Genomic DNA, 13,510 nt, shown 5'->3' on the forward strand with positions numbered 1-13,510 from the left:
TCTTACAGTGAAAAGTTCATCAAACTGAGTGAGGGAGATAAAACTTTTGCAAGAGTGTACTATGAAACACTTAACTTACCAGGAGTAGATGGTTTGTAATGATCGTACTTTAATTTTTCATTTAGAGATTTTAATGAAAAGAGGTAAAAAAATTCCTGAAATTTTAATGAAAGTAGAGTTACTTGAAGTTGCTATATAAAGGAATGGACTAAAACAATGAAACAATTTGCTGTTATAGCTACCACTCACCCTGTTACTCAATCTGGAATCACAACAGTGTTAAGTCGTGAGTCTTTGGAAAAAGCAGCTAAAAGCATAAACGACGGTCACAGACCCTTACTTGGTGTTGAACATGATCGAACTATTCCGCCATTGGGAAAAATATTAGAAGCATGGGTTGAAAATAGAATTGATGGACAATACCAACTTGTAGTAATGCAAGAAATATTTGAAGAGACCAGTCAAGTGACTTTAGTAAATGGAATGCAACTACTAAGGAAAGAAAGTGAAACAGATCGTTACCCATTTGCCAATCCCTACAAGAATTCAGAATCTCATTTTACCCTATCATATGACTTAGCTAACTTTGAATCATTAGAATCTGCTAAAAATTTTATTAATGACATAAAGAATAGTTCAGGCGTAGATTTTACTGATAAGCTTTTTAGTAGAAGGTCTGCGATTCCAGAACCAGAATTCATTATCAATGTTATACAAACTATAGGTATTTTTTTGATTTCTCACAAGGTTATAGATAAAGCGGGTGATAAGATAATCGATTCAATTATGGATGATGTACCTAAATTTTATGCTTTGGTAAAGGCTCTGGTTGCTTCAGGAATTAAGTATGCACATCCAAAAAATAGACCCATTACTTATGTCTTTATTGTTTCCGATAATCCTTTGATTGAATTTATCGTTACTTCGGCTGATTCTAATACAGTGATGTCAGCGATTTCCATAGACAAATTGAAGCAAGCTATTTCTAAGAACATGGATATATATCAAAATCTAGGAGCAGAAAAAATTCAATATCTTCTAAATAAGCAGGGTGAATGGGAATTTAATTATCTATTAACGTCAACTGGACAGATAATTGGCACACATCAGGCTTATTCAAAACAAGCAAGAAAAATGAATTATTTAATAAACTCTTCTTTGTTAGAACTCAATGGAGAGAATTAGTGTGATCGCTGATCTTGTCGGTTGGGTTAACGAAAGGAAACCCAACCTAACATCTCTAAGATTATTGATATATCAACATCTTAATGCGAGTCAAATGCTATAATTATTATGGTTTAATTCTCCTAAAAAACTGTAATTAGATTAAAATTATGGAGACAACAAAAATAAATACTTCAAACTTATACGAAACGGATTACTTGCGATGGATAGAAAACAATCTAGAAAACTTGCGACAAGAGAACTATCAAGACGTAGATTGGGAGAATTTATTAGAAGAAATTGAAGATATGGGAAGACGTGAAAGGAGAGCTTTAGAAAGTAATTTAATTGTCCTTTTACTCCACCTACTAAAATGGAAATATCAACCCGAAAAAAGAACAGGAAGTTGGGAAAGAAGTATTTTAGAACATCGCCGACGTATCAAAAAAGCTTTAAAAGAATCCCCCAGTTTAAAACCCTATCTTAACAAAATTCTTGATGAAAGTTACCAAGAAGCCATTAAACAAGCTAAAGCAGAAACTAGATTATCTTTAGATACTTTTCCTCAACAATGTCCTTATTCCTTAATCTCTATTCTTGATGATCAATTTTTCGAGTAAATGTGATGCCTTGCTACATTTACATAAAATAAGTGTATGAACATTAACATTACTTCTCTGAATACTACAAAGTTTTAAAACCTAAAAATAGTTAGTATGGTATCTTATACGTTGGTTAATAGGTTTTATCGAAGTTGGTCTTACTAAAGTGCTATGCAATAAGTAATAGAACATAGGCAATAGTTCATTAAAAAGCTTATATTTATGTTACACAATGCTAACAATAGACAATTTTCAAAAGGATTTTGTTTGTCTTTTGCTAAGTTGATATAAATATATTGTGAGGGTTAGATAATTTCATGGTTTACAAAATTGCTTCTTGTGCCATATTAGCTACTGGATTAAGTCTAATCACTTCCTGTGAAGTTAAAGCTGCTTATATTAACAATATTGACGAATTTTACACCAGTTATAGCGATTACGATTTTTCTGAAGAACAACAAGATTTAGTCGAAGAAGTCTTCAATATTGCTCAACCTTTTTTAGGAGAAAATGGAAAACAAGCGGTAATCGATGCGGGTGCGATTCCTTTTCTTTTTCCCTTACAAGGCCATGGGGAACATTGGTTTTTACCTTCGGCTATTGGTTCACCGGCCGAGCCTAATCAAATAGTAGGATTTAACATTGATGAAAATAATCAAGTCGCCGGCCTTTTTTGGACCCAAAGCAAATATTCTCTAGAAAAATATGGAGAGTTTGTGCAAAATGTGGCTTCATCTCCTAATTCCGATGAGTTAGTAGATGATTACCAAGCACTCAAAGCGAACTATCAATTACCAACACCAACCATTTTTGATGCTTTTGGACACAAAGCTAACTGGCATTCTCACGAAAATACCACTTTTTACAATCTCGGCACATTAGATCCTAATGACGTTGAATTTACTCAATCTTTATTCGATGAGAATTTTGTGAGTAGTGTTGCTCAGGCTCTAGCCGATCCAAGCATTGTGGCAGCACCGTTTGAAACGGATCTCGACAACTTAGATTATCCTTTCTTCAATAGTTTAATGGTTCCTGGATTTTATATGATTCATATGTGGTTAGGAAGACACAATGAGACGGGTTTATTTGCCAATACCCATCCTGATGTTGCTCCTGATGCCATTGGAGAACATTTAACCTTTGAAGATATTTCCGACTTTGAAGATCATCATAATGGTGGACATGGACATAATGGTGATGGAGATATGCCTCCTGAAGAGTCCCCTGCTGAATCGATTCCTGAACCTTCTTTAATTAGTGGTTTGATTGCATTAGCTTTAATGGGTCTTACCTCCTTAAAAAGTAAAAACTGAAGTACCCTAATTTACAGTTCCCTTGGTTAAGGGTAAGATACTTCAGTCCAATCAAGCTATTCAATGGCTATCGGCTTAAGAACTAAACCCTTAACCTTTGGTTTTTTCTGCCCAAACTCTCGTAGGCAGTCCCCAAATATAGATAAAGCCTTCGGCGGCTTTATGATCAAAGTGATCATCTTCCCCATAGGTAGCTAAATTGGGGCTATAGATGGAATAATCAGACTGACGACCGACAATGTTGGCATTGCCTTTAAACAGTTTAATGCGAACGGTTCCGTTGACTCGTTCTTGAGTATGATCGATGAAAGCATCTAGGGACTCTTTCAAGGGAGAATACCATAACCCTCGATAGATCAAATGACTATAGGTGTCTTCAATGCCTTTCTTGTACTGAGTAACATCAGCAGTCAGGGTTAAACTTTCTAAGTCGCGGTGGGCATCAATGAGAACTAATAACGCAGGGGCTTCATAGATTTCCCGTGATTTGATACCAACGACCCTGTTTTCAATCATATCAAGTCGACCCACACCATGTTTACCCACCAGATCATTGAGTTGACTAATGAGGGCAACCGGATCTAAGGTTTGACCATTGAGACTAACAGGAATACCCTTCTCAAAACCGATTTCCACATATTCAGGGGTATCGGGGGTATCGGCGATCGCCTTGGTCATGAGATAGATTTCTTCCGGGGGTTCGGTCATGGGATCTTCTAAGGGACCGGCTTCAATACTGCGCCCTAGAAGGTTGCGATCGATACTGAAAGGAGAAGACTTCTTAACAGGAAAGTCTAACCCAAATTTTTCACCGTAGGCAATGGTTTGTTCCCGACTCATCTTCCATTCCCTGGCCGGGGCTAACACTTTTAAGGTAGGATTTAAGGCTAAGATTCCTAAATCAAAACGGACCTGATCGTTCCCTTTGGCGGTACAACCGTGGGCTACTGCATCAGCCCCGTATTTTTCGGCAGCCTCTACTAATAGTTTGGCAATGAGAGGACGGGCTAACGCCGTTGAGAGGGGATAACGACTCTCATAAAGGGCATTAGCTTTGATAGCTTTGAAGGCATAGTCGGTGACAAATTCCCTGGTAGCATCTTCAACTAAGGACTCCACAGCCCCAGATTTTAAGGCTTTGGCTTGAATGGGGCCCAGTTCATCTCCCTGGCCCAAGTCCGCAGCTAAGGTGATCACTTCGTCCACTCCCCACTCATGCTTGAGATAGGGAATACAAACGGAGGTATCTACCCCACCAGAATAAGCAAGCACGACTTTTTTAGCACGACCCATATAATTTTATCTCTAGCATACATCTCAAGGTTTATTTTACTTGAGTTAACTTGATTAAGTCATTAGTATGGGTCAAGAATACAGAACAATTTAGGGATCATAAATACTTTCTTAAAATTGACAACAGTTTAGCCAAAAGTAGTGATAATGAAGTATTGGTTAGTTATTTATGCCTGTCATAATTGCCTACAGTTTTCTGACGGATATATAGGGCAGGAAGTGTCCAAATCTACGCCTAACCAGATGGTTGAAATACCATGTATCAAGAGCAGTCGTTCTTGAGGGTAGGAAGCCTCAACTAGATTGCCTTAGCAATTAGTTGGGGTACTTCACAAAAGGTGTTCGTCTAACCAATCAAAGACCGATTCTAACTGCTCTTTATTGACTAAGCCATATTGCCAGAGAATCATTGGGAAATGGTGTGGCATGGCTTGTTCGTCTTTGAGAGCAAGGTTAAGAGACTCAGGGGGAATCTCTAAGTCTCGTTGCAGAAAATCAAGAAGTCTAGTTGCAGTGGGGTTCATAATTAAAGCAGGTTTAAAAGAGTTTTTGAAACAGATAAACTGGCTTTTGAGAAAAAACCACGATTACATTGAATAGCATCATTGTGTCAATGGTGTGTCAAGAATATGTCAAGTTGGTGACAATTTTTTTCGTGTCCCTAATTATTCAGTCATCAGTCATCAGTTATTGAAAACTGTTATTATGGAGACACTTAAGTAACTGTCACATTATCTTGCCGAGAAAAAAATATCAATTAAAATCACAGGATACTAAGTAACAAAGAAGCAATAGATCAATTGAAGTCGTAAATATTCAGCCTAGGGGCATAATAGTATTATGCCCACCATTATTTTCTGATAATGCCATTATGCCTAATCCATACCCAAATAATCCTGTTTATGGGTTTAACAATGTTAAACCCCTATCGGATGGATCAATTAATTGTGTGTTATTTTTATATTTGATAAAATACTTATAATTAAAGAGATAACTAATAACTAATGACTGATTTTAATCAAGAAAAATTATTATTTAACGCCGTTTCTCCTGATAATAATGCTATTCCTCTAATCTTTGCCTTTCCTAATGACTATACTGTGGGAATTACTAGCTTAGGCTATCAAATTATTTGGGCAACCTTTGCGACTCGTTCTGATGTTAATGTGAGTCGCTTATTTACGGATATTCAAGAATCATTACCAAAAAATCCAGAATTGTTAGGCTTTTCTTTTTCTTGGGAATTAGATTATGTTAATATACTTAATCTTTTAGAAAGTTTAAAAATTCCTTTTCAGGGAAATAAACGGAATAATAATCATCCTTTAGTCTTTGGAGGCGGTCCTGTTTTAACCGCTAACCCTGAACCGTTTGCTGATTTTTTTGACATCATTTTATTAGGAGATGGAGAAAATTTAATTAATGATTTTGTCAATGCTTATAAAACGGTAAGATATGAAGATAGAGCGACAAAATTAAAATATTTAGCCACCATTCCAGGTATTTATGTTCCTAGTTTATATGAAGTTAAATATCATAGTCCCGATGGTAAAATAAAATCCATTAAACCTATTGATAATAATATTCCATCTACGGTAGAAAAACAAACCTATAAAGGTAATATTTTATCTGCGTCTACCGTAGTAACAGAAAAAGCGGCATGGGAAAATATCTATATGGTAGAAGTGGTGAGAAGTTGTCCAGAAATGTGTCGGTTTTGTTTAGCTAGTTATTTAACTTTACCCTTTCGGACAGCTAGTTTAGAAGGTTCTTTAATACCCGCAATTGAACAGGGTTTACAAGTTACAAATCGAATCGGTTTATTAGGTGCTTCTGTGACTCAACACCCTGAATTTAATGAGTTGTTAGACTATCTTTATCAACCAAAATATGAAGATGTTAGAGTGAGCATTGCTTCGGTAAGAACCAATACCTTAACAGAAAAATTAGCAAAAATATTAAGCGATCGCCAGACAAAATCGGTTACTATTGCTGTTGAAAGTGGTTCAGAAAAAATTAGAAAGATTATTAACAAAAAACTAGAAAATGAAGAAATTATTCAAGCAGCCATGAATGCCAAAGCTGGAGGGTTGAAAAATTTAAAATTGTATGGAATGGTAGGAATACCAGAAGAAAATGAAGAGGATATTGACCAAACTATTAGGATGTTAGAATCCATTAAAAAAGCGGCACCAGGATTAAGATTAACCTTCGGCTGTAGCACTTTTGTTCCTAAATCTCATACCCCATTTCAATGGTTCGGTGTTAATAAAATAGCGAAAAAAAGACTCAAATATTTAGAGAAACAATTGGGTAAAAAAGGAATAGAATTTCGTCCAGAAAGTTATAATTGGTCTGTCATACAAGCCTTAATGTCACGCGGCGATCGCCGTCTTAGCAAATTATTACAATTAACCCGATCCTATGGAGACTCATTAGGGAGTTATAAACGAGCTTTTAAAGAATTAAAAGGACAATTACCCCCTCTAGATTATTATGTTCATCATGACTGGAAAACCGAGGATATATTACCTTGGGATCATCTCAATGGACCGTTACCTCCAGCCACTTTAAAGAAGCATTTAGACACAGCAATGTCCGTGACTCATTAATATTTAAATGGTTGGGTAACCTCTTTAAACCAGAGGCGTTAACTGACATCTTGAACCAGTACAGAAAAACTCAGCAAAAAAGACAGAAAATCAATTCTTAAGCAGTTACTGTCAAAATGAATTCTGTTCCCTGTTCTCCACGCCCCTACCCCCCCTGCCCCTAACCCCCCCTGCCCCCCTTATAAAGGGGGGTGTGGGGGGTGTGGGGGGTGTGGGGAATTATCGAAGGTGCAAGATGTGAGTTAAAGCGATCGTCTTAACAATACTCATCATTATTGTTAAACATAAGATGATACGATGGATTATTTGTTATAATAGTTTTGGTAAGATCAACTATAATTATTGATTGGAGGAGTTGCTCACCACTGTGTTCACTACTGCGAAACCCATCCCATCCCAAGCCTCGAATTCACTACCTAAAGACTTATTTTCTGCTATTAATGAGCTTAAGAAAGAATTAAAAGCGGTTATTTTGGCTCATTATTACCAAGAGCCTGATATACAGGACATTGCTGATTACATCGGCGATTCTCTAGGACTTTCTCAGCAAGCAGCCACCACAGACAAAGAGGTCATCGTGTTTGCGGGGGTTCATTTTATGGCAGAAACCGCTAAAATTCTCAATCCGGATAAATTAGTGTTGTTGCCTGATTTAGAGGCCGGGTGTTCTTTAGCCGATAGTTGCCCCCCACAAGAATTTGCCGAATTTAAGAGACAATATCCTGACGCGATTGTGGTATCTTACATTAATTGCACCGCAGATATTAAGGCCATGAGTGATGTTATTTGCACCAGTTCTAACGCGGTCAATATCGTTAATCAACTGCCGAAAGATCGTCCAATTATTTTTGGACCCGATCGCAATTTAGGGCGTTATGTTGCCCAACAAACACAGAGAGATTTAATTTTGTGGCAAGGTAGCTGTATTGTTCATGAAACCTTTTCAGAAAAGAAAATTGTTCAGCTAAAAATTGAACATCCTTCAGCAGAAATTATTGCCCATCCTGAGTGTGAAGAACCGGTGTTACGCCATGCTAATTATATCGGTTCAACGACAGCTTTATTAAAGTATTCTCAGCAAAGTCCTCAAGATAGTTTTATTGTGGCAACGGAACCTGGGATTATTCACCAAATGGAAAAAGAAGCCCCGAATAAGACATTTATTCCAGCCCCAGCGATGAATAATTGTGCTTGTAATGAATGTCCTTATATGCGGTTAAATACCTTAGAAAAGTTGTATTTGGCCATGAAGCATAAACAACCAGAAATTATCATGGATGAATCTATCCGAAAAGCTGCGTTAAAACCTATTCAACGAATGTTAGAAATGTCAAAGTAAGGAGTCAGTTATCACTCACCGGTGACCCGTTATTAGTGAATCGTTACCGGTGAAGGGTTCTTCGTAATTAGTTAGATAAGATAATACTAATGTTATTATTTAAAAATATTTTAGCCTTATTGCTTGAATATTGAACTCTAATGATTCTGCAATTTGTTCTGTATTTAATCCTATTTTGTGGCTAACCTTACACTAATTATTCTAATTGGTTTATCTCTATCTGTTCTGAGCTAAAATAGAATAATGCTATAAATACATACCTTACCAATGAACATCTCTCTTACCCAACAACAAGAAAATATAATTAAACGTCAAGTTCAAACAGGAAAATATCATTCTCCAGAAGAGGTGATTGAAGTTGCTTTACGATTACTGGATGAATACGAACAAACTGACGCAGAGTGGATAAAAGATATCAGACAAAAAATAGATGATGCTATTCTTGAATCAGAAAAAAGTCCTCCTGTTGATGGAGAAACCTTTATTAATCAAATTATAGATCGTTTCCAAAATATTCAAAGGTAATATCCAATGAGTCGTTATGTTATCAATATCTTAGCTACTCAGGATCTTAATCAAATAGCTGATTATTTTGCTGATTATAATGTTGAAGCAGGAGAAAAATTTTTTCAAGATTTTAATAAGAAATGTCAACAATTGGTCTTATTTCCTAAAAGTGGAAAAAGCTATGCTTATATTCGGAACGGTTTAAGAGGTTTATCCTTCAAAAATTATATTATTTTTTATCGTATTTTAGGAGAAGATATTGAGATTCTTAGAGTAATTAGTGGTCATCGTAATTTGTCTTCTATTTTTGAGAATTCTGATTAAAGTTTGTAAAATATAAATTGTTTATTTCCTATGCTAAGGATAAATTGAAATAGGATATTTCAGGGATAAAAAATAGTCTAACGATGGATTTTGTGACTCTTCATTGTGTTTCATTATCAACTTACCATAACGTTAGATTCTGTATCAGTAACGGTAAGTTTTCCTGAGACAGATGAGGTATTTTTAACAATAATCTCTACATCTTTACCTAAAGCTTTCAAAAATCGAATTAAATCATCAGTAGAAAATTTTAATAATTTTCCCTTTTCTAATTCTATTGCTTGAGAGAGTTCTATGGTTAATAATTTAGCCACATCTTCATGGGTTAATTTTTTTTGCTGAATAATTAAATTGATTTGTCTAGTTAATTCAGCTTTAGCTAACATTTCATCAGCATTTTCAAAGCCTAAGTCTTCAAAAATATTGCCACTACTAGGGTGAAAGTTAATGTCTTGATTCATGATTTCTCCTTCTGATTTAGATAAAGTGGATAGGAATAAATTACTATTTAACCAATATTTAATATTTAACCTATCCTTAATAGTTGATAAAAAAATTAAATCAGGGATTTATTTAGCATAATAAGTTTGATAATGTTGTTGAGCTTGTTTCAGTCTTCTTTTGACTAAATCCATTTCTTGTTTAGGAGTAGTAATTCCCTGTTTAGATTTTTTCTGAAAAGCGTGTAAAACATAAATGACCCCTTCTAGTTTAACAGTATAAACTGCTCGGTAGGCATTGCCATCACAATTTTCTACAATTTCAATAACTCCTGCACCTTTAAATCCTTTTAATGGTTTACAAGAACTATGTAACATCCCTGTTTGTGCTAGATACAAAGCGTATCCCATATCGGACTGTACTTCTTGAGGAAACTTTTTTAAGTTGTCAAGAGAAGTCCCCAACCATTCTACAGGTTTTATATTTTTATTCATTTTTAGTTTTAATATTATAATTTATAATTTATAATTTTTTTTAATATACTTCTATAATAGTTTGTTATTTCTTTTTATGGAGTGGGGTTTACCGTTCAAATGACTATTGATATTACTCTATTCCAATAATCTTAATAAAAAAGATTGGAGAATTTTACATCTCCAATAAAAAAATATAATAAAAATTAGGTTAATTAGCTGTTTTTAGCCGCTTTTACTCCTTTATAAACACCGTAACCGACTAAACCAGCTACAGCAACGACACCTGCTACGGGAAGTGCAACAGTTGTGGTGGTTGTTAGTCCTATTGCTCCTAAAATACCAGAAGCAGGAGTGGTAATTGTTGCCACTGTAATTGAACCTGCACCGGCTGCTGATGCTGCGGTTGATGCAATTGCACCTAAAGCTTTAGCGTCATCCATGATTTTGTCTCCTTAAAAATACTATTTTTTGTCAAAAAGTTTCTTTAATCCATAGCCAGCAAGTCCGGCAACTGCTCCTGCTGCTGCAACAGGAGCCATTCCTACACCAACTGCTGTTCCTGTAACAGCTAATCCCATTCCGCCGATAACACTTGAGACTCCAGCACCGCTTACAGCACCCGCAGCAACTGCACCTAAAGCAGATACGTCTTTATTGTCAATGGCTTTTTTGGCTCCATAAGCAGCAGCACCAACCACTGCACCGGCAGCAGTAACAGGAGCAGCACCGATCGCCACTCCACCAAAACCACCAACTAAACCCATACCGCCTACAGTTGCAGATAAACCAGCACCGGCAGCCGTACCACCAGCGACGAATACTGTTCCTTGTGCTTTGTCTTTAAGTTTTTTCTTTTTCATACTTGTTTAAAATTCCTAAAATTTACTGAGAAAAAACACACCCTCAATTATATTATTTACAAGATTATTAAATTAGTGATATTAATCACAACACTTTTGTGTTTTAAATCATTGACAAATTATCTAACATTAGTCACTATTTTGCATAAATTTTAGATAAAAAAATAGAAGTGCTTTATTAAACACCTCTACAAGATAATTATATTTTTTCAACAGAGCAATCGCCTATTTTTGTAAGGTGTATTAACGAAGTGTAATGCACCTTATTTAATATAATTAACTATTTAGATTCTCTGTCTTTAATATCAGCAAAAATATCATCAAGACTCATTTTATCTAACCATTGGTGACGCTCTTTAGTATAATCTCCTTGACCATGATAATATAGTTTTAAGAAGCGAATAGCATCAGCATATCCCAGTGCATCAACTAATGCTTTAAAACCCTTTTCGTTTAATTCCATTGGAGTCATCATAATTATATTCCTCAATCGTTTGATTGTTCCATATAAACTCGTAAAATCTATCTTTTATCACTCTATTCAGCAAATTATATCAAAAGAATTTTATTAAGAAAACTGGTCTTGTGTAACAAAATGCTATAATAAATATAAAGTAAACTATAATTCTTGTGTATTACTTTTTTTCGTATTGATGCAAAAGAGGATGTCATGTTAACCAAATACTTTCATAACACCTCCTTAAAACACACATCTGTCCCTAGACGGGGTTTTCTTGACGGTATGGCCTCAGTTCTAGATATAGGAGGGAGGTATAATAGTCGTTTAGATTATCGTTATCGTGTTCGTGTTCCTAAGCAAGTTCATTTAAACTCAGATGCTGAGGCTATTTGGTCTGATTGGGCAAAAGTTGGACTAGATATTTACAATGTAAGTTGTGAATATAAAGAAAAATAACAATATTAGTTATTAATTATGAGTATCAAAACCCCGACATCCAATAAAATAACTAAGCAAGGGAAAGAAGAAGCGGAAAAAGAAATCCGTGATAACAGGCAAGTTGTTGATTATAATACTATTGAATATCCAATTGAAGTAATAGTTGATAAATTTTTAGAAGGACAAGATGACGATATTAATGAGTTATTTATTCCAGACTATCAAAGAGAAATGATCTGGGATGAAAAACGACAATCTAAATTAATTGAGTCTATTTTATTGGGTCTTCCTATTTCTTATATATATGTAGCAGATGTTCCTGAAGAATTAACAGATGATAATAGTTTAAATGAAGATTTAGCTCGTTGGGAAATTATAGATGGTACTCAAAGAATTCGTACTTTAGCTAGATTTATGCACGATAAATTAGTGTTGCAGGATTTAGAAAAACTAAAAAAACTAGAAGGTTTCAAATTTTCTGATTTACCCCTTGCACGACAAAGACGTTTTAAAAGAACATCAATAAGGATTGTTCAATTAACAGAAAATACGAATGAAGAAACTCGTAGAGATTTATTTGAAAGAATTAATACAGGTAGTGTGCAATTAAATGCAATGGAGAAAAGGAGAGGAATTCGCAGAGGTCCTTTTCTAAATTTGATTGATGAATTAGCCAAAAATCAAGAATTCCTAGAACTCTGCGCTTTTTCAACAACATCAATTAAGTCAAAAGATCCTCAAGAATATGTATTACGATTTTTTGCTTTTCTTGATAATTATGATGATGAATATAAAGACTTCAATGCTCAAAAATTAACTGAGTTCCTTGATAATTATTTGGAAGGTATGAACAAGACTGATAATGAGATCATCGAAAATAGAAAAAATGAATTTTATAGAATGATCAACTTTGTTCAAAACTATTTTCCTAATGGGTTTCGTCAGCAAACTAAAACAACTACAAAACCAATTACTAGAATCAAATTTGAATCTCTTTCGGTTGGTATTGCTTTAGCGTTGCGACAGCAACCTAATTTACAACCTCAACCTAAGTCTTTACAACTATTAGAATCTAAAGAATTTAAGGAATATACTAAAGGGGATGGAAGTAGTTCTAAAAAGAAAGTTATTAAACGTATTAAATATGTTCGAGATCAGCTTTTAGGGTAAATCTAGTGGAAAGAGTCTTAGAAGATTTTAACGAACGAGCTAAAGAGGTTAGTGATTATTTTACTTTTCTTAAAGACTTAGAACAACAAAAAGTTAAGTTAATCAAAGATGGCAATATCTCTAAAATCAATACTGAATTAGAAAAAACATTAAAAGCAACAGGTTATTTATTGTTATATAATTTGGTAGAATCGACGATGAGAAATGCTATTGAGTTAATTTTTGATGAAATACAGACTAAAAATATATCTTTTGATAATCTTAAAATAGAATTTAAAAAATCGATCTGGAAAAATATCAGAAAACGTAATATAGATCAACTTACCACAGAAATTAGTATTCTAAGTCAACATATTATTAATGTAAGTTTTGATCCTAATGATGTATTTTCAGGAAATGTAGATGCTAAAAAAATTAAAGAAATTGCAATAATTTATGGATTTTCAACAATCACTGATTCTGAAACAAGAGATGGAATTGACTTATTATCCATTAAAAAAAATAGAAA

General features: G+C 34.6%; 17 protein-coding genes. 10 read left to right on the forward strand and 7 right to left on the reverse strand.

The window, feature by feature from the left end; genetic code table 11:
• Window positions 1–216 precede the first annotated feature (216 nt).
• From C4E06_RS15505 to C4E06_RS15515, 3 genes are all read left to right on the forward strand, one after another.
• Window positions 217–1,185, forward strand: coding sequence for a hypothetical protein (locus C4E06_RS15505; protein ID WP_107668896.1), 969 nt, complete (start codon window positions 217–219; stop codon window positions 1,183–1,185).
• A 149-nt stretch (window positions 1,186–1,334) separates the two neighbouring features.
• A complete protein-coding gene (locus tag C4E06_RS15510; protein ID WP_107668897.1) occupies window positions 1,335–1,784 on the forward strand; it encodes a DUF29 domain-containing protein in 450 nt (149 codons plus the stop codon).
• Between the two features lie 299 nt (window positions 1,785–2,083).
• Entirely contained in the window at window positions 2,084–3,082 is a 999-nt protein-coding gene (locus C4E06_RS15515; protein ID WP_107668898.1) for a hypothetical protein, read from the forward strand.
• Between the two features lie 90 nt (window positions 3,083–3,172).
• On the opposite strand, the gene C4E06_RS15520 is transcribed toward C4E06_RS15515, so the two are convergent.
• Window positions 3,173–4,375 carry an argininosuccinate synthase gene (locus tag C4E06_RS15520; protein ID WP_107668899.1) on the reverse strand — a complete coding sequence of 401 codons (1,203 nt, stop codon included), beginning with the start codon at window positions 4,373–4,375 and terminating at the stop codon, window positions 3,173–3,175.
• Window positions 4,376–4,704: 329 nt separating this feature from the next.
• Window positions 4,705–4,899: a DUF2949 domain-containing protein gene (locus tag C4E06_RS15525; RefSeq protein ID WP_107668900.1), complete on the reverse strand. Its 195-nt coding sequence runs from the start codon at window positions 4,897–4,899 to the stop codon at window positions 4,705–4,707.
• Window positions 4,900–5,379: 480 nt separating this feature from the next.
• On the opposite strand from C4E06_RS15525, the gene C4E06_RS15530 reads away from it, so the two are divergent.
• The 4 genes from C4E06_RS15530 (at window position 5,380) to C4E06_RS15545 (ending at window position 9,157) form a co-directional block, all read left to right on the forward strand.
• Complete coding sequence (locus C4E06_RS15530) at window positions 5,380–6,987, forward strand: radical SAM protein (protein ID WP_107668901.1); 1,608 nt, start codon at window positions 5,380–5,382, stop codon at window positions 6,985–6,987.
• Between the two features lie 367 nt (window positions 6,988–7,354).
• Window positions 7,355–8,326: a quinolinate synthase NadA gene (gene nadA / locus C4E06_RS15535; protein ID WP_107668902.1), complete on the forward strand. Its 972-nt coding sequence runs from the start codon at window positions 7,355–7,357 to the stop codon at window positions 8,324–8,326.
• Window positions 8,327–8,593: 267 nt separating this feature from the next.
• Complete coding sequence (locus tag C4E06_RS15540; protein WP_107668903.1) at window positions 8,594–8,851, forward strand: type II toxin-antitoxin system ParD family antitoxin; 258 nt, start codon at window positions 8,594–8,596, stop codon at window positions 8,849–8,851.
• Between the two features lie 6 nt (window positions 8,852–8,857).
• Window positions 8,858–9,157, forward strand: coding sequence for a type II toxin-antitoxin system RelE/ParE family toxin (locus C4E06_RS15545; RefSeq protein WP_107668904.1), 300 nt, complete (start codon window positions 8,858–8,860; stop codon window positions 9,155–9,157).
• A 116-nt stretch (window positions 9,158–9,273) separates the two neighbouring features.
• On the opposite strand, the gene C4E06_RS15555 is transcribed toward C4E06_RS15545, so the two are convergent.
• The 5 genes from C4E06_RS15555 to C4E06_RS15575 all read right to left on the reverse strand — a co-directional run bounded on the left by C4E06_RS15555 (window position 9,274) and on the right by C4E06_RS15575 (window position 11,406).
• Window positions 9,274–9,618 (reverse strand): helix-turn-helix domain-containing protein, encoded by a 345-nt coding sequence (locus C4E06_RS15555; protein WP_107668905.1) that lies wholly within the window; start codon window positions 9,616–9,618, stop codon window positions 9,274–9,276.
• Window positions 9,619–9,726: 108 nt separating this feature from the next.
• A complete protein-coding gene (locus C4E06_RS15560) occupies window positions 9,727–10,092 on the reverse strand; it encodes a type II toxin-antitoxin system RelE/ParE family toxin (protein ID WP_107668906.1) in 366 nt (121 codons plus the stop codon).
• A gap of 194 nt (window positions 10,093–10,286) precedes the next feature.
• Complete coding sequence (locus C4E06_RS15565; protein ID WP_107668907.1) at window positions 10,287–10,514, reverse strand: hypothetical protein; 228 nt, start codon at window positions 10,512–10,514, stop codon at window positions 10,287–10,289.
• A gap of 21 nt (window positions 10,515–10,535) precedes the next feature.
• Window positions 10,536–10,934, reverse strand: a complete 399-nt coding sequence (locus C4E06_RS15570; RefSeq protein WP_107668908.1) for a hypothetical protein — start codon at window positions 10,932–10,934, stop codon at window positions 10,536–10,538.
• A gap of 280 nt (window positions 10,935–11,214) precedes the next feature.
• Window positions 11,215–11,406: a hypothetical protein gene (locus C4E06_RS15575; protein WP_370051344.1), complete on the reverse strand. Its 192-nt coding sequence runs from the start codon at window positions 11,404–11,406 to the stop codon at window positions 11,215–11,217.
• A gap of 198 nt (window positions 11,407–11,604) precedes the next feature.
• On the opposite strand from C4E06_RS15575, the gene C4E06_RS15580 reads away from it, so the two are divergent.
• The 3 genes from C4E06_RS15580 to C4E06_RS15590 all read left to right on the forward strand — a co-directional run.
• Window positions 11,605–11,850 carry a hypothetical protein gene (locus C4E06_RS15580; protein WP_107668910.1) on the forward strand — a complete coding sequence of 82 codons (246 nt, stop codon included), beginning with the start codon at window positions 11,605–11,607 and terminating at the stop codon, window positions 11,848–11,850.
• Window positions 11,851–11,868: 18 nt separating this feature from the next.
• On the forward strand, window positions 11,869–13,002 hold the full coding sequence (locus C4E06_RS15585; RefSeq protein ID WP_107668911.1) for a DUF262 domain-containing protein: 1,134 nt from the start codon (window positions 11,869–11,871) through the stop codon (window positions 13,000–13,002).
• A gap of 5 nt (window positions 13,003–13,007) precedes the next feature.
• Window positions 13,008–13,510 (forward strand): MAE_28990/MAE_18760 family HEPN-like nuclease (locus C4E06_RS15590; RefSeq protein ID WP_107668912.1); only part of this gene is annotated, 503 nt, incomplete at its 3' end.

Source organism: Cyanothece sp. BG0011 (assembly GCF_003013815.1).
Lineage (GTDB): Bacteria > Cyanobacteriota > Cyanobacteriia > Cyanobacteriales > Microcystaceae > Crocosphaera.